This window comes from Arsenicicoccus bolidensis DSM 15745 (assembly GCF_000426385.1).
GTDB lineage: Bacteria > Actinomycetota > Actinomycetes > Actinomycetales > Dermatophilaceae > Arsenicicoccus > Arsenicicoccus bolidensis.
In genome coordinates this window covers 140369-156267 of record NZ_AUFG01000004.1, presented here as the reverse complement: position 1 = coordinate 156267, position 15899 = coordinate 140369, and the positions used below count along the sequence as shown (strand labels likewise).

The following is a 15899-nucleotide window of genomic DNA, read 5'->3' as shown; positions in this document are numbered from 1 at the left end:
CTGCGGCGACCCCGCGCGGTTGGACCCAGTATGACCCAGCGCGAGTACCCCGTGACCAAGTCCGACGAGCAGTGGCGGGCCGAGCTGAGCCCGAGCGAGTATGCCGTCCTGCGCCAGGCCGGCACCGAGCGGCCCTTCGTCGGCGAGTACACCGACACGACCACCGAGGGCGTCTACAGCTGCCGCGCGTGCGGCGCCGAGCTGTTCACCCACACCGAGAAGTTCCCCTCGCACTGCGGGTGGCCGTCGTTCTACGCCCCCTCCGAGGCGGACAACGTCGAGCTGCACGAGGACCGCTCGCTCGGGATGACCCGCACCGAGGTGCTGTGCGCGCAGTGCGGCTCGCACCTGGGCCACGTCTTCGAGGGCGAGGGCTACCCCACCCCGACGGACCAGCGCTACTGCATCAACTCCGTGTCGATGCGCCTCGCCCCCCGCTGACCTACCTCAGGTAGTCACATCGACCTGGGTTCGCACGCCAGGTCGATGTGTCGAACCCAGGCGGATCTCGTGGTCGTGCCCGTATGCCGTCCCCGCCCGCCCCCCGACACCGACCGGGGCTCCTGCTCCGTCAGGAGTGGGCGACCTCGTGGCGCGGCTGGTAGATCAGGATCCCGTCCGCGCCGGGGACCTCGACCGTCGCGCCGATCCCCCACCCCATGTCCTGGGTGTCGCCCGTGAAGGTCGCTCCGCGCGCCTCCAGCTCGGCGCGCGTGGCGGCGACGTCGTCGCACATCAGCGCGATCTCGTGATGGGTACCGGTGGTCCAGGCCTGACCGTCCTGGTCCGACACCGTCGGGTGGACGCCCAGCTCCGAGGGTCCGGTCCAATAGATCGGCCACTCGTCGCCGCCGACGCTGGGCAGCTGCAGCACGTCGCGCAGGAACGCCCTGGTCGCGTCGGGGTCGTCGGAGTAGATGAGGGTGTGCACGGCGGTGATCATGCGGCGAGCCTAGCGATCGCCCGCCAGGCCCGTCGCGCCTCCGAGATCAGCTGGAGCCGCTCGTGGAGGAGACGGTCGCCACCGTGATCGCCGTGATCATCGCGGTGTTGGCGGACTGCACCGCCCGGGCGACGCCGTCCGCGCCGGGCCCCGCGGACTCCGCGACGGCCTTGATCCGTCGCTTGAGGTCACTCTTGTCCAGGCCGACCTCGTCAGGATCGAAGACCTTGGTGCCCAGCTCCAGGCCGTGGACCAGCCCGATCAGCGCGTGCCGCTCGACCGTCGGCGAGGCTCCGCGCAGGACCTCGACCAGCCCGCGGCGCAGCTCGGCCTCGCGGCTCGTGTCGACGATCGGGTAGCGCTGCGGCTTGAGGCCCAGCATCCCGCCCTCCTCGACGCGCACCACCCCGCGCCGCGCGAGGTAGTCGCCGACCTCACGCTCGAGCTTGCGGGCGGCGCCGGGGATCACCGAGGAGAGAGGCTTGCCGTCCTTGTCACCGAACCTGCGCAGACCCTCGTCGAGCAGGTCGTCCCCGGTCGGTCCGGCGTCGAGGACCCGCAGCTTCTTGCCGTCGTCGCTCACGCCGAGCCGTCCGGCCGCGACGAGGTCGGAGAGCAGTGCCCCGGCGAGGCCGTAGCCCGTCTGCTGCCCCATCGACTCGGGCTTGCCGTCGTCCTTGAGGACCAGCAGGAACAGTGAGGTCGTCGTGGTGGGCTGGTTCGTCGTCATACCCACGACGCTAGGCGGGCCGGCGGCGTGGGTCATCCCCCGTGAGGATGGTTCGGCCCCGCCATACCTCCTCCTGCGGTATGACGAGATCGACCCGCCTTCGACACATCCACCTGGGGTGCCAGCCCAGGCGGACGTGACGACCTGAGGTAGGTCAGGGCAGGTCGGCGACGAGCTGCTCGAGCTCCACGCGCGGGCCGGTGAAGAACGGCACCTCCTCGCGCGTGTGCCGACGGGCGGCAGCGCCGCGCAGGTGACGCATGAGGTCCACGATCCGGTGCAGGTCGTCGGCCTCGAAGGCCAGCAGCCACTCGTAGTCGCCGAGGGCGAAGCTGGCGACGGTGTTGGCGCGCACGTCCGGGTAGTCGCGGGCCATCTTGCCGTGCTCGACGAGCAGGTCGCGACGCTCCTCGTCGGCCAGGAGGTACCACTCGTAGGACCGCACGAAGGGGTAGACGCAGACGTAGGCGCGCGGGGTCTCGTCGGCCATGAACGCCGGGATGTGGCTCTTGTTGAACTCGGCCGGGCGGTGGATCGCGACGTTGGACCAGACCGGGTCGCACGCGCGGCCCAGTCCGGTCCGGCGGAACGCGTGGTAGGCGCGCTGCACGGCCTCGACCGACTCGCCGTGCCACCAGACCATGAAGTCGGCGTCCGCCCGCAGCCCCGCCACGTCGTAGATCCCGCGCACCGTCACCTGACCGGCCTCGGCCAGCCCGGCGAAGAACTGCTGCGCCTCGGCCAGCAGCGCCTCGCGCTCCGCCTCGTCACCCACGGAGTCGGTGACCTGGAAGACGGACCACATGGTGTAGCGGATCGAGTCGTTGATCGCGCGGACCTCGGCGGGGGACGGACGGCGGTGCTGCTGGGGCTTCAGACTCATGCCCGCATCATCCCATCCGGGACTGACAGCCCGGCACCGGGATCGTCACCCGACCGTGACCGCGCAGGTCGGAACGCTCTCGCCCGGCCGTCCGGTCTCACCTGGCATGAGGCGCAACGCAGCTCCCAGGCCGTATGCCGCACCCCTCGCTCTCGGGGTCGCCGCACTGATCGCGATGACCGCCTGCACCAGCGGGTCCGGGTCGTCCACCTCCGGAGCCGCACCGGGCGACCCCGGCCAGGAACAGCTCGCCTCCTCGGCGGCCACGCCCGGGGCCACCCCCACGGGCTCCGTCGCGGCCATGGCACCCGGGGCGTCGTCCGGAGCGCGGGCCGTCCAGAAGCGCGACGTCGTCCGGACCGGCACCCTTGAGGCCACCGTCACCGATCTCGGCGCGGCCGCGGCGCGGGTGCGGACGCTGGTGGCGTCCTACGACGGGGTCGTCGCCAACGAGGAGCTGCGCCGCTCCACCGGCCCCGGCTCCTCCTCCACCGACACGTTCACCCTGCGGGTGCCCGAGGCGAGGTTCGACGCGGCGGTCGAGGACCTCGCCAAGGTCGGCACCGTCACGGCGCGGACCGTCCGCGCCGAGGACGTCACGGGCCAGGTCGCCGACACGGCCGGGCGCGTCAAGACGATGCAGGCCAGCCTCGACCGCACCCGGGCCCTGATGGCCCGCGCGGCGTCGATCGAGGACATCACCCGGCTCGAGTCGGAGCTCACCCGTCGCGAGGCCGACCTGGAGGGGCTGCAGGCGCAGCTCGCGACGCTGCGGTCGCAGGCCGCCATGTCGACGATCACCCTGTCGCTGACCCAGCCCGCTGCCGAGGCCCGCGCCGCCGAGGACCGGTCCGGGTTCCAGGCCGGCTGGCACGCGGGGTGGCGCGCATTCCTCGGCCTGCTCACCGCCCTCGCAGCGCTGCTGGGCTTCAGCCTCCCGCTGGTCCTGCCGCTCGCCGTGGTGGTCGTGCCCCTCGTCCTGTGGTGGCGCCGGCGCAGGGCACGCCGACGCGGCTGAGCGAGCACCGGGGCGCCTCGTCACGGCCACCCACCGCCCTCGGGCGCCGGCGCGCTGGTCCACCGCGCGACCGCCTCGCGGCAGGCGGACCGGGAGCGCTGCGCGACCCAGTCGTCGTCGCTGCGGCGGGCGGCGCGGGCGGCGGACGTCACCGCCCGCACGACGTCGTACGTGCGCCCGGACAACCCCATCTCCTGGTAATCGAACCCCTGGTCGGGGGCCCGCCGGAGCTGCTGGCCCACCCAATAGGTGACCTGCCTCGAGCAGGCAGTCTCCAGGTCCTCGACGGCACCCCCGGCACCCCCAGCCCCTCCGGCGCCGGCGGTGGTGGCTGCGGAGGCGCTGATCGAGGTCGGCGTGGTCGACCGCTCCCCGCCCTGCGGCGTGGAGGAGCAGGCCACGAGACCCAGGGCAGCCGCCGAGGCCACGAGGGCGACGACGTCGAGCCGGGCGAGGTGCGGCATGTCTGCCATCCTGCTCCCCTCGAGCTGCTTGCCATAGTGGAAAGTTGAGCGCATACTTTCCAACATGGAAACCAACGCGGCTCGCCCCGACCCCGACGACATCCGATCCCTGCTCGCCAGTGCCGACGCGGCCCGCGACAACCTCACCGGCCGCCTGAGGATCCCCGCGGGAGTCTTTGCCGCTCTGGTCGCGGCCACCGCCGTGCAGGTCGGGAGCGCCGCCTGGGGCATCGCCCAGCAGACGGCCACGGGGATGGTGGTCGTCCTCGGCGGGCTCGTGGCCTTCGGCGCTGCCGGAGCTCTCCTGCTCCGACACTTCCGCCGGGTCAACGGCGTGCGGGTGGACGGGCTCGCCAACCAGGTCTTCCTCGGTTCGGGTTCTCCGTCGAGCCTCCTCTACCTCGCCGGGCTGGCCGGGGCGATCTGGGCGGCCTTCGCCTCGCAGTGGCTCCTGGTCGCGGCCCTCTCGCTCGTGGGCGGGGCCGGCTACGCCCTCGGGACCTGGCAGTGGTGGAACGCCTACCGGCAGGACCCGGTCGCCCGCGCCCGTGGCGCCTCGCCGCGGCTGCTCGCCGCCTACGCGCTGGCCCTCGCCCTGGGCATCGCGGCCCTGGTGGTGGTCGGCTGATGGCGACGCTCGACCCGCTGGTCCACGCCCCCGCGCGGCTCCAGCTGCTCACGACCCTCTCCACCGTCACCGAGGCCGAGTTCGCGACCCTGCGAGAGGTGCTGGGCGTGAGCGACTCGGTGCTGTCCAAGCACGTCGCCGCCCTCGCCGGCGCGGGCTACGTCCGCTCCCGCAAGGGCGTCCGCGCGGGCCGCCGCACGACCTGGGTGGCCCTGACCGACACCGGACGGGCAGCGCTGCTCGACCACGTCGCGGCGCTGCGCGAGCTGATCGACGTGGTCGGCTGAGCCGCCGACCACGTCAGCGGTCCGTCAGCGCCTCGGGGCACCCTGCGAGGCGGTGGGGACGACATACCGACGGCAGACCGGAGGACCCGTGGAGCACGACGAGCCGATGGGCGTGATCACGACCCGGTCCGAGATGGGGGCCGAGGGCCCGGTCCCGCCGCTGCGCACGCTGTGGCAGCTGCTCGAGACCTACCACTCCCTCGTCTACTACGCGCCGGAGCGCGCGGACCGCTACGCCCGGCTGGGCCTGGCGGGAGGGTGGATGGGCTACTTCGCGACCCGGTCGGCGGCCCTCGGCACCGTGCCCCCGAGCGTCGTCACTGCCTGCTTCTACGGGTTCGCCCATCGTCTGGTGGCCCGCGCGCTGCCCGACGCCTGGACGCGCACGACCCCGGCCGACGCGCTCGCGGCGAGGTATGACGTGGTGGACGCCGCCGCGACCCGTCTGCTGGGCCCCCACGGGCGCGATCCCCGGGTCGCCGCGGTCGCCGAGCTGCTGGTGCGCGGTGTCGGGTCAGCGGCTCCCCACGGCCGGCCGATGTTCGCCGCGCACGCCCACCTGCCGTGTCCTGACGCGCCTCACCTCGCGCTGTTCTGGGCGGCTACGGCGCTGCGCGAGCTCCGCGGCGACGCCCACGTCGTGGCGCTGCAGGCCACCGACCTGTCGCCCGCCGCCTCCAACGTCCTCATGACCGCCCTGCGGCTCACCCCCGGCGACCAGCGCACGCGTCGCGGGTGGACCGAGACGGAGTGGGCCGACGCGACGGACTCGCTGCGGGCGCGGGGCTGGCTCACGGCCGACGGGGACGTCACGCTCGAGGGTCGGCGTCGGCGCGCCCAGGTCGAGCTCGTCACCGACCGCCTCGTCGACCACGCATGGGCGGGGGTGGGCGAGGACGAGCTCGCCCTGCTGACCGACGTGCTGGGTGACCTGGTGCAGGCCGTCGTCGCGGGCGGCGGCGTGCCCCACCCGAACGGCATCGGTGTCCCCCGCGTGGGACGAGCGCCATGACCAGCGGCAGCCTTCCCCGGCCCGTCGTCGGGCTGCTCGGGCCGATCGTGGTCTTCCGCCACCCACCATCCGGAGCGGCCGAACCAGCCGGACCAGCCAGACCGCCCGGACCAGCCGGACCGCCCGAGCCGGCCGAGGTGCCCGCGCGCCTCGACCGGGTCGTCCTCGCGCACCTGGCGCTCGCCGAGGGGCGGGCCGTCACCATGGACGACCTCGTGGAGGCCCTCTGGGGCGAGCACCCACCCCGCCGAGCCCGTAATGCGGTGCAGGTCAAGGTCTCCCGCCTGCGCGGACGGCTCGGCGAGCACGGCCGCGCCCTCGTCCACGCGCAGGGGAGCTACCGCCTCGCCCTCGAGCGTCACCAGGTCGATGCCGGCGCCTTCTCGCTCCTGGTGCGGGAGGCCGAGGCCTGCTCCGCGGCGGGCGACCACCAGCGGGCTCGGTCCCTCCTGGTCCAGGCGACGCCGCTCTGGCGCGGCCCGCCGCTCGCCGAGCTCGACGAGCATCCCCGTCTGGTCGCCGCCCGGACCCGGCTCGACGAGGAGTGGCGCTGCGCCCACGAGCTGCTCGCCGCGTGCGCCCTGGCGATCGGGTCACCACCGCCCGACGTCATCGCGCGGCTGCGGGACCTCCTCGCCGAGGACCCGTTGCGTCCGCGGGCGCGCCTGCTGCTGATGCACGCCCTCGACCGGTCGGGCCGACGCGCCGAGGCCATCGCCGTCTACGACCACGGTCGACGTCTCCTGGCCGACCAGGCCGGGCTGGAGCCGGCGGTCGAGCTGCGCGCGGCCTTCGCAGCCCTCCTGGCCGAGGAGCGGGAGACCTCGCTCGGTCCGCGGCCGTATGCCGTGACCCGCGCCCCTCCGCACGGGGCGCTCGACACCGCACGGTGGCTGGCGCGGGAGGGTGAGACGCCGGCCGCCCTGCAGCTCGCGCTGCGCGGCTCCTGGTGGTGGTGGCTGGGAGGTCGTCGCTCCGCGGGTCGAGACCTGATGGCGGACCTGCTCTCGACGCCGACCGGGGTCCTCGACGAGCGGCAGGTCCTGAGCGCGTCGGCCTGGCTCGCGGTGTTCGACGCGGTGCAGGCCGATGCCGCGACGGCACTGGGGCGCGGGGAGCAGGCCCTGTACCGCGCGAGCGCGCTGGGCTGGTCGCAGCACGACGCCCTCGCCGCGCTCCTGCTCGCGGAGCGGTTGTTCCAGCGCGGCGAGCACGCGAGGGGCGACGGGCTGGTGCGGGCCGGACGAGCGTCCTTCGAGGCCGGTGACGACGCCTGGGGTCGCGCCCTCGCCGCGGTCGTCGAGACCAAGGCGCTGCTGCTGCGCGGCAGGTGCGGGCCGCTGCCGCTCAGGCAGGCCGGCTGGTCCGCGACTTCGAGGCGCTGGGCGACGAGGCAGGTCAGGTCCTCGCCCTCGATGTCGCTGGCTACTGCGCCGAGGTGGAGGGAGACCTGCGGTCCGCCGCCAGGACGCACGAGCGGGCCCTCGACCTCGCGCGGCGGGTGCAGGCCCCCGAGTGGGAGACCTCGCAGCTGACCCGCCTCGGCTCCGTCCTCGCCCTGACGGGTCGCGACGGGGCGCTGCCGATCCTCGAGTCCGCCGTCGCGCTGGCCGCTGCGACGGGCTCCGACGCCGGTCTGGCCCTGGCCCTGAACGGACTCGGCCTGGCGTCGACCCTGGCCGGTGACCCCGAGCGCGCGGCGGACGCGCACCGGCGCGCGCTCGCCTGGTACGAGACGCAGCGGTCCTTGGCCGGGGTCAGCTACACCTCGGGCCGGCTGGCCGGCTCCAGCCCCGACCCCGACGCGGCCCTGGCCCTCGCGACGGCGTCGGTCGCCCTCGCCGTCCGGACGGGTGACCCACGGGCGATCGCGCACGGCCTCGAGGCCCTCGCCCTCGTCGAGGAGGACCCGGTCCGGTCCGCGAGAGCCCTGGGTGGGGCGTGGGCGCTGCGGCGTCGGGCGGAGGCGCCCCTGCCCGCTCCGTTGCGAGAACCGCTCGTGCGGCGGCGGCACGAGCTGGACGACCTCCTCGGCGATGCCCTGCCTCGCGAGGTCCAGCAGGGCGCGCTGGGTGCGTTGCGTCGGTCGGCACCCGATCAGGACCCTGTCAGCGCCGAGGGTCACCGTCGGGACAGGCCGGTGCTCGGCCCCTTCCCACGGCCCTAGGCGGAGACATGACAGTCGGCTTCATCGGCCTGGGCAAGATGGGACTCCCCATGGCGCTCAACCTGGTTCGCGCGGGCACACCGCTCATCGTGTGGAACCGGTCGTCCTCGCCCTGCGCTCCCCTGCGCGAGCTGGGGGCCACGGTGGCGGCGACGCCGGCGGAGGTGTTCGGCCACGCGGAGATCGTCGTCGTCATGCTGGCGGACGGCCCGGCCATCGACCTCGTCCTGCAGCGCGGCACGGACCGCTTCGCGCCGATGGTGGCGGGACGGGTCCTCGTCCACATGGGGACGACGCCGGCTGACTACTCCCACGGGCTCCAGGCCGACGTGGTCGCCGCCGGAGGACGGTATGTCGAGGCACCCGTCTCGGGCTCACGGGGACCCGCGGCGGCCGGCGAGCTCGTCGGGATGCTCGCCGGGCCCGACGACGCGGTGGACCTGGTGGCGCCCCTGCTCGACCCGGTGTGCTCGATGGTCTTTCGCTGCGGTGCCGTCCCCGCGGCGACGCGGATGAAGCTGGCCGTCAACCTGTTCCTCGTGACGCAGGTCGTCGGTCTGGTCGAGGCCTACCACCTCGCCGAGCGGCTCCGCCTCGACCTGGCGGTCTTCAGGTCGGTGCTGGACGCCGGCCCCATGCCGAGCGCCGTGTCGCGGGCCAAGCTGCGCGTCCTCGTCGAGGGGGACTTCGTCCCGCAGGCCTCCGTCAGCGACGTCCACTACGTCAGCAGGCTCGTCGCCGGCGCCGCCGCCGGGGCCGACGTGTCCGCTCCGCTCATGGACGTTGCCCGCGACCTCTTCGGCGAGGCCGAGCAGCTCGGGCACGGCGACGAGGACATGGCAGCGGTCCTGCGGGCCCTCCAGGCCCGCACCCACGCGCGATGATGACGGCATGCAGGAGCTGCTGCGACGCCAGTGGACCGAGCTGCGCGCGTGGCTCGACCGGGGCGACGTGCGACGACACGGGTCCTCGCCGAGCATCCTGCCCGGGTGGACCGTCCGTGACCTCGTCGTTCATCTGGGGGTGGGCCTGGTCATGCTCGACGAGGTGCCGGCGGCTCCGCCCGGGACGGCCCCCCTCTCGGTGGGTGACTATGTCGCCGGATATCGCCCGGCGGCTCCCGTCATCGCCGCCGCGACCTCGAGCGTGGCCGCGACGATGAGCGACGAGCTCGAGGGCGTCGACCGGCTCGCGGCCCGAGCCTGGACCGCCACGTCCCGAATCGCGCCACCCGTCGTGCTGGGGCGTCGTGGCCCGCTGACCTGGGACGACTTCCTCCTGACCCGCCTCATCGAGCTGGTGGTGCACGGCGACGACCTGCACCGGTCGGTCGCCGACCCAGGCCCGTCCCCCGTGCTGGCGCAGGCGGCTTCGTCGGTGGCCGCTGCCCTGGCCGAGGCCTACGCCGTGCGGGCCACCACGAGCGCGGACGTGTCCGACCCCGACCGGCCCCTGCACTGGATCCGGCTCGCGACCGGGCGGCTCCCCTCGTCCGACCCCCTCCTGCCGCTCCTCTGACGGCGGCGCCCCCGGCTGCTCTCACTGACATGACGACCAGGCCCCGGGGCCGGTCACCGTCAGGCGACCGGCCCCGGGGCCTCGGCATACGTCGGGTCAGGCGTTGTGGGCCTGGTAGCGAGCGATCTTGGCGAACTCCTCGGGGTCGAGGGACGCGCCGCCGACGAGGGCGCCGTCGACGTCCTCCTTGGCCATGATCTGCGCGACGTTGCCGGACTTGACCGAGCCGCCGTAGAGGATGCGGACGCCGTCCGCGAGCTCGGCGGAGTAGAGTTCGGCGAGCTTGCCGCGGATCGCGCCGCAAACCTCCTGCGCGTCCTCGGGGGTCGCGACCTCGCCCGTGCCGATGGCCCAGATGGGCTCGTAGGCGATGACGATGCTCTTGGCCTGCTCCTCGGGCAGACCCGCGAGGTCGGCCTCGATCTGGGCGAGCACGTGCTCGACCTGACGGCCCTCCTTGCGGACGTCGAGGGCCTCGCCGCAGCACAGGATCGGGGTCAGGCCGTGCTTGTAGGCCGCCTTGACCTTGGCGTTGAGCAGCTCGTCGGTCTCGCCGTGCCCCTCGCGGCGCTCGCTGTGACCCACCGCGACATAGGTGCAGCCGAGCTTGGCCAGGAACGCGCCGGAGATGTCGCCGGTGTAGGCGCCGGAGTCGTGCTGCGACAGGTCCTGGGCGCCGTAGCGCAGGTCCAGCTTGTCGCCCTCGACCAGGGTCTGCACCGAGCGCAGGTCGGTGAACGGCGCGAGCACCGCGACCTCGACGGCGGCGTAGTCGTGCTTGGCGTCGCGCAGGGTCCAGTCGAGCTTCTGCACGAGGTGGGTGGCCTGCAGGTGGTCCTGGTTCATCTTCCAGTTGCCGGCCATGAGCGGCGTGCGGGATGCCATGTGGGTCTCCTTGGGAGTCAAGAGTGTTGGGTCGTATCACGAGAAGGCGGCCCCGCCACCCGGGTCGGGGTCACGGGGCCGCCTCGTGTCGTGCAGCCGGCGTCAGCCGAGGATGGAGATGCCCGGGAGGTCCTTGCCCTCGAGGTACTCCAGGCTCGCGCCGCCACCGGTGGAGATGTGGCCGAACTGGTCGTCGGAGAAGCCCAGCTGCCGCACGGCGGCAGCGGAGTCGCCACCGCCGACGACGGTCAGCGCGCCCTTGGCGGTCGCCTCGACCAGGGCCTGGGCCACCGCCTTGGTGCCGTCCGCGAACGGCGCCATCTCGAACGCACCCATCGGGCCGTTCCAGAACACCGTCTTCGCGTCGGCGACCTTGGAGGCGTAGAGCTCCGCGGACCTCGGACCGATGTCCAGGCCCATCTGGTCGGCCGGGATCTTGTCGGCGTCGACCGTCGTGACTTCGCCCTCGGCGCTGAACTCGGCGTTGCAGACGACGTCGACCGGCAGGACGATCTCGACGCCGGACGCCTCGGCCCGCTCGAGGTAGCCCTTGCAGGTCTCGACGTTGTCCTCGTCGAGCAGGCTCTTGCCCACCTCGTGGCCCTGGGCCTTGAGGAAGGTGAAGGCCATGCCGCCGCCGATGAGGAGGCGGTCGGCCTTGCCGAGGAGGTTGTCGATGACGGCGAGCTTGTCGGCGACCTTGGCCCCGCCGAGGACCACGGCATACGGCCGCTCGGGGTCCTCGGTCAGACGCTTGAGGACGTCCACCTCCGTCTTGACCAGGCCGCCCATGGCCGCCGGCAGGATCTGCGCGACGTCGTAGACGGAGGCCTGCTTGCGGTGCACGACGCCGAAGCCGTCGGACACGTAGGCGTCCGCGAGCGACGCGAGCTCCTTGGCGAAGGCCTGGCGCTCGGACTCGTCCTTGCTGGTCTCGCCCGGGTTGAACCGGAGGTTCTCCAGGAGGGCCACCTGGCCGTCCTGCAGCCCCTCGACCGTGGCCTTGGCCGACTCCCCCACCGTGTCGGTGGCGAAGGCGACGTCCTGGCCGAGCAGCTCACCCAGGCGGGCGACGACGGGCTTGAGCGAGTACTTGTCCTCCGGGGCACCCTTGGGGCGACCGAGGTGGGCGACCACGACGACGCGGGCACCCTGGTCGGTCAGCTCCGTGATGGTGGGCACGGAGGCCCGGACCCGGCCGTCGTCGGTGATGCGATCACCGTCGAGCGGCACGTTGAGGTCCGAGCGGACGAGGACTCGCTTGCCGCGCAGGTCACCCAGGTCGGCAATGGTCTTCATCTCGGGACTCCGATCAGAGCTTGGAGCCGACGAGGGCGGTCAGGTCGACGAGGCGGTTGGAGTAACCCCACTCGTTGTCGTACCAGCCGACGACCTTGACCTGGTTGCCGATGACCTTGGTCAGGCCCGCGTCGAAGACGCAGGAGGCCGGGTCGGTCTCGATGTCCTTGGAGACGATCGGGTCCTCGGTGTAGACGAGCTTGCCCTTCATGGCGCCCTCGGCGGCCTTCTTGATGATCTCGTTGACCTCCTCGACGGTGGTCTCGCGCGAGGCCTCGAAGGTGAGGTCGGTGGCGGAACCGGTCGGGGTCGGCACGCGCATGGCGTAGCCGTCCAGCTTGCCCTTGAGCTCGGGGAGCACGAGGGCGACGGCCTTGGCGGCACCGGTGGTGGTCGGGACCATGTTGAGGGCGGCGGCGCGGCTGCGGCGCAGGTCCTTGTGCGGGCCGTCCTGGAGGTTCTGGTCCTGGGTGTAGGCGTGGATGGTGGTCATCAGACCCTTGACGATGCCCAGGCCGTCGTTGAGCGCCTTGGCCATGGGGGCCAGGCAGTTCGTGGTGCACGAGGCGTTGGAGATGATCGTCTGGGAGCCGTCGTACTGGTCGTCGTTGACGCCCATGACGATGGTGATGTCCTCGTTCTTCGCCGGGGCGGAGATGATGACCTTCTTGGCGCCGGCGTCGATGTGCGCCTTGGCCTTGGTGGCGTCGGTGAAGAAGCCGGTGGACTCCACGACCACGTCGACCTCGTTGGCCTTCCACGGCAGGGCCGAGGGGTCCTTCTCGGCGAAGGCCAGGATCTTCTTGCCGTCCACCGTGATGGACTCGTCGTCGTAGGTGACCTCGCCGGGGAAGCGGCCGAGGATCGAGTCGTACTTGAGCAGGTGGGCCAGCGTCTTGTTGTCGGTGAGGTCGTTGACGGCGACCACCTCGATGTCGGCACCGGAAGCCACCACGGCGCGGAAGAAGTTGCGGCCGATGCGGCCGAAGCCATTGATCCCAACGCGAACAGTCACGTCTTGAGCCTTCCTAGAGGGTCTTCAACTTGGCGCTGCCCACCCTAGTCGGAAGTGCTGCCGGACGCGTGGTCGGGCCGTGACCGGTCCGAGATGTGGGCCGGTCAGCTCACAGGTCGAGCATGTCCGGGGTCAGGTTGGCCTCGGTGCCCGGCATGCCGAGATCCTGGGCCCGCTTGTCCGCCATCGCCAGCAGGCGCCGGATCCGGCCCGCGACGGCGTCCTTGGTCATCGGCGGCTGAGCGAGCTGCCCGAGCTCCTCGAGGCTGGCCTGCTTGTGCTCGAGGCGCAGCGTCCCCGCCTGGCGCAGGTGGTCGGGCACCTCCTCGCCGAGGATCTCCAGAGCTCGCTCGACCCGCGAGCCGGCGGCGACGGCGGCGCGCGCCGAGCGGCGCAGGTTGGCGTCGTCGAAGTTGGCCAGGCGGTTGGCCGTGGCGCGCACCTCGCGACGCATCCGCCGCTCCTCCCACGCCATCACCGCGTCGTGCGCGCCCATGCGCGTGAGGATCTGGCTGATCGCGTCGCCGTCGCGGATGACCACGCGGTCGATGCCTCGCACCTCGCGCGCCTTGGCCGCGATGGAGAAGCGCCGGGCCGCTCCCACGAGGGCGAGCGCGGCCTCGGGGCCGGGGCACGTGACCTCGAGCGCCGAGGACCGTCCGGGCTCGGTCAGCGAGCCGTGCGCGAGGAAGGCGCCGCGCCAGGCGGCGACCGCGTCGTCGGTGGCGCCCGAGACGACCTTGGGCGGGAGGCCGCGGACGGGACGGCCGCGGGGGTCGATCAGACCGGTCTGGCGAGCCAGCGCCTCGCCGTCCTGGGCGACACGCACGAGGTATCGGCTGCCCTTGCGCAGCCCGCCGGCGGACAGCACCCCGATCTCGCTGGTGTAGCCGTAGACATCGGCGATGTCCTTGACCAGGCGCCGCGCGACGGAGCCGGTGTCGAGCTCGGCCTCCACGACGATGCGTCCACCGACGATGTGCAGACCACCGCTGAACCGCAGGATGGCGGAGACCTCCGCCTTGCGGCACGAGGGCTTGGTGATTTGGAGCCGACTGAGCTCGTCCTTGACCATGGCCGTCATCGACATGAGTTCCATCCTGACAGTAGGCCGCACGTTGAGTGGGCGAATTCGGCACGTTTCGTACAAAGGTGACAGCGCAATGTAGTCAGCTCATGATGTCACGGTAGGCGGCGGCGAGCCGGAGCGAGTCGTGCTGGCCGGGGTTGCCCGCCGTCGCCACCTTGGCCACGACCAGCTCCGCGCCGAGCGTCGCGGCCGCGCGCCGCAGCGCCGGCTCGTCGACGACGACCGAGGGGTCGGCCAGCACGACGTCCAGCCGCATCCCCGGGGCGTGCGCCGCGAGGACCTCGAGGTGCCGCTCGGCGGTGAAGCCGGACGTCTCCGAGGTGTCCAGCTCGAGGTTGAGGTTGAGCAGCCGTCGCGCCCGGGTGCGGACCAGGGCCTCGCGCAGCTCCGGCACGAGCAGGTGCGGGATGACCGAGGTGAACCACGACCCGGGCCCCAGCACCACCCACTCCGCGTCGTCGATGGCCTGCACCGCCTCCGGACTGGCGGGAGGGTCCTGCGGGACCACCGCGATCGACGCGACCTGGCCCGGGGTCTTGGCGACCGAGGCCTGACCCCGCACCGTGCTGAGCGCATCGGGCTCCGCCGGGTCCAGCCCCCGGACGACCGCCTCGATGGTGAGTGGCACGGCGGCCATCGGCAGCACCCGTCCGCGGGCGCTGAGCAGCCGGCCGACCATGTCCAGACCACGCACGGTGTCGCCGTAGTGCTCCCACAGCGACAGGATCAGCAGGTTGCCGAGGCTGTGACCGCCGAGGGGCCCCTCCCCCGCGAACCGGTGCTGCAGCACCGCCGCCCACGTGGTGCCCCACTCGTCATCGTTGCAGAGCGCCGCCAGCGCCATACGGAGGTCACCGGGGGGAAGGACGTCGAACTCCTCGCGCAACCGGCCCGAGGAACCGCCGTCGTCGGCGACCGTCACGACCGCGGTGATCTGGTCGCTGACCAGGCGCAGGGCAGACAGGGTCGCCGCCAGGCCGTGGCCTCCCCCCAGCGCCACGACCCGGGGGCGACTCACTCGCGCCCCAGGTCTCGGTGGACGGTGATGGTGCCCACCTCGGGGCCGGACAGCTCGCGCGACAACCGCTCGGCGACCGCCACCGAACGGTGCTTGCCGCCCGTGCAGCCCACCGCCAGCGTGACATAACGGCGTCCCTCGCGGACGTAGCCGCTGATCATCGCGTCCATCATCGCCACGGCCCGCTCCACGAACTCGTCGGCGCCCAGCTGGTCGAAGACGAAGCCGGCCACCTCGGGGTCACGGCCGGTCTTGCTGCGCAGCTCGGGCACCCAGAAGGGGTTGGGCAGGAAGCGCATGTCGAGGACGATGTCGGCGTCCAGGGGTATGCCGTACTTGAACCCGAAGGACATGACCGCCACCCGCAGGCGCGGCCCTCGCTCGGAGTCGAAGATCTGGGCCATCTTGGCCGAGAACTGGTGGACGTTGAAGCCGCTCGTGTCGACGATCGTGTCGGACACCGAACGGATGTCGCCCAGCCGGCGCCGCTCCTCCTGGATCGCCTCCAGCAGTCCCCCGTCACCCTGCAGCGGGTGCGGACGGCGCACGCTCTCGAAGCGGCGCACGAGCGTCTCGTCGGTCGCGTCCAGGAAGACGACCCGCGGCTGCCAGCCCAGGTCGCGCAGCTCCTGCAGCGCCTCCGACAGCGACTCGAACATGTCCCTCGACCGGACGTCGACGACGGCCGCGACCCGCAGCACCTCCGGCTGCTTGTCCCGCAGCAAGGTCGCCATCGGCGCCAGCATCTGCGGCGGCAGGTTGTCCGTGACGTACCACCCCGTGTCCTGCAGCACGTTGGAGGCCGTCGACCGTCCAGCGCCGGACAGACCCGTCACCACGACGAACTCGTGGCGCCGCGACACGAGCGGCATGTCCGCGGTGTCAGGATCGCCGGACCGCCGGGAGGGTTCGCCCGGGCGGGCGTCGGACTCGCGCTGCTCG

General features: G+C 72.7%; 19 protein-coding genes. 9 read left to right on the top strand and 10 right to left on the bottom strand.

The genetic code is table 11. The features are described from left to right. The first annotated feature begins 30 nt into the window (after positions 1 to 30). Positions 31 to 441: a peptide-methionine (R)-S-oxide reductase MsrB gene (msrB, locus tag K313_RS0103920; protein WP_029210520.1), complete on the top strand. Its 411-nt coding sequence runs from the start codon at positions 31 to 33 to the stop codon at positions 439 to 441. A gap of 130 nt (positions 442 to 571) precedes the next feature. Here the strand turns inward: msrB and K313_RS0103915 are convergent, their stop codons facing one another. From K313_RS0103915 to hemQ, 3 genes are all read right to left on the bottom strand, one after another. Then, entirely contained in the window at positions 572 to 943 is a 372-nt protein-coding gene (locus K313_RS0103915) for a VOC family protein (protein ID WP_029210519.1), read from the bottom strand. A gap of 46 nt (positions 944 to 989) precedes the next feature. Then, the gene (locus tag K313_RS22055) at positions 990 to 1673 is read right to left on the bottom strand and encodes a GOLPH3/VPS74 family protein (protein ID WP_029210518.1); all 684 of its coding nucleotides are present in this window, start codon (positions 1671 to 1673) and stop codon (positions 990 to 992) included. Between the two features lie 154 nt (positions 1674 to 1827). After that, entirely contained in the window at positions 1828 to 2556 is a 729-nt protein-coding gene (hemQ, locus tag K313_RS0103905; RefSeq protein ID WP_029210517.1) for a hydrogen peroxide-dependent heme synthase, read from the bottom strand. 106 nt (positions 2557 to 2662) lie between these two features. Between hemQ and K313_RS19940 the strand changes: the two genes are divergently transcribed. After that, positions 2663 to 3574 (top strand): DUF4349 domain-containing protein, encoded by a 912-nt coding sequence (locus K313_RS19940; protein WP_169516815.1) that lies wholly within the window; start codon positions 2663 to 2665, stop codon positions 3572 to 3574. Positions 3575 to 3594: 20 nt separating this feature from the next. On the opposite strand, the gene K313_RS22050 is transcribed toward K313_RS19940, so the two are convergent. Then, the gene (locus K313_RS22050) at positions 3595 to 4038 is read right to left on the bottom strand and encodes a hypothetical protein (protein ID WP_156911126.1); all 444 of its coding nucleotides are present in this window, start codon (positions 4036 to 4038) and stop codon (positions 3595 to 3597) included. A gap of 64 nt (positions 4039 to 4102) precedes the next feature. Here K313_RS22050 and K313_RS0103890 point away from each other — a divergent pair, with 64 nt between their 5' ends. From K313_RS0103890 to K313_RS0103860, 7 genes are all read left to right on the top strand, one after another. Next, a complete protein-coding gene (locus K313_RS0103890; protein WP_029210514.1) occupies positions 4103 to 4666 on the top strand; it encodes a hypothetical protein in 564 nt (187 codons plus the stop codon). Next, entirely contained in the window at positions 4666 to 4953 is a 288-nt protein-coding gene (locus tag K313_RS0103885) for a transcriptional regulator (RefSeq protein ID WP_029210513.1), read from the top strand. The genes K313_RS0103890 and K313_RS0103885 overlap by 1 nt, the downstream gene beginning before the upstream one ends. Before the next feature lie 88 nt (positions 4954 to 5041). Continuing rightward, on the top strand, positions 5042 to 5965 hold the full coding sequence (locus K313_RS0103880; protein ID WP_029210512.1) for an SCO6745 family protein: 924 nt from the start codon (positions 5042 to 5044) through the stop codon (positions 5963 to 5965). Continuing rightward, complete coding sequence (locus K313_RS22045; protein WP_029210511.1) at positions 5962 to 7500, top strand: AfsR/SARP family transcriptional regulator; 1539 nt, start codon at positions 5962 to 5964, stop codon at positions 7498 to 7500. Before K313_RS0103880 ends, K313_RS22045 begins: the two co-directional genes overlap by 4 nt. Next, the gene (locus K313_RS0103870; RefSeq protein WP_029210510.1) at positions 7404 to 8132 is read left to right on the top strand and encodes a tetratricopeptide repeat protein; all 729 of its coding nucleotides are present in this window, start codon (positions 7404 to 7406) and stop codon (positions 8130 to 8132) included. Before K313_RS22045 ends, K313_RS0103870 begins: the two co-directional genes overlap by 97 nt. 8 nt (positions 8133 to 8140) lie before the next feature. Beyond that, the gene (locus K313_RS0103865; protein WP_029210509.1) at positions 8141 to 9016 is read left to right on the top strand and encodes an NAD(P)-dependent oxidoreductase; all 876 of its coding nucleotides are present in this window, start codon (positions 8141 to 8143) and stop codon (positions 9014 to 9016) included. 7 nt (positions 9017 to 9023) lie between these two features. After that, a complete protein-coding gene (locus K313_RS0103860) occupies positions 9024 to 9650 on the top strand; it encodes a maleylpyruvate isomerase N-terminal domain-containing protein (RefSeq protein ID WP_029210508.1) in 627 nt (208 codons plus the stop codon). Positions 9651 to 9746: 96 nt separating this feature from the next. Here K313_RS0103860 and tpiA read toward each other — a convergent pair whose 3' ends face one another. From tpiA to rapZ, 6 genes are all read right to left on the bottom strand, one after another. Continuing rightward, positions 9747 to 10535 (bottom strand): triose-phosphate isomerase, encoded by a 789-nt coding sequence (tpiA, locus tag K313_RS0103855; RefSeq protein WP_029210507.1) that lies wholly within the window; start codon positions 10533 to 10535, stop codon positions 9747 to 9749. A 102-nt stretch (positions 10536 to 10637) separates the two neighbouring features. Next, on the bottom strand, positions 10638 to 11834 hold the full coding sequence (locus tag K313_RS0103850; protein WP_019286029.1) for a phosphoglycerate kinase: 1197 nt from the start codon (positions 11832 to 11834) through the stop codon (positions 10638 to 10640). 13 nt (positions 11835 to 11847) lie between these two features. After that, positions 11848 to 12849, bottom strand: a complete 1002-nt coding sequence (gap, locus tag K313_RS0103845; protein ID WP_029210506.1) for a type I glyceraldehyde-3-phosphate dehydrogenase — start codon at positions 12847 to 12849, stop codon at positions 11848 to 11850. A 109-nt stretch (positions 12850 to 12958) separates the two neighbouring features. Next, positions 12959 to 13939: a DNA-binding protein WhiA gene (whiA, locus tag K313_RS0103840; protein ID WP_029210505.1), complete on the bottom strand. Its 981-nt coding sequence runs from the start codon at positions 13937 to 13939 to the stop codon at positions 12959 to 12961. 79 nt (positions 13940 to 14018) lie between these two features. Next, positions 14019 to 14957, bottom strand: coding sequence for a gluconeogenesis factor YvcK family protein (locus K313_RS0103835; protein WP_029210504.1), 939 nt, complete (start codon positions 14955 to 14957; stop codon positions 14019 to 14021). Then, a complete protein-coding gene (gene rapZ / locus K313_RS0103830) occupies positions 14954 to 15829 on the bottom strand; it encodes an RNase adapter RapZ (protein WP_034251598.1) in 876 nt (291 codons plus the stop codon). Before rapZ ends, K313_RS0103835 begins: the two co-directional genes overlap by 4 nt. Positions 15830 to 15899: the final 70 nt, after the last annotated feature.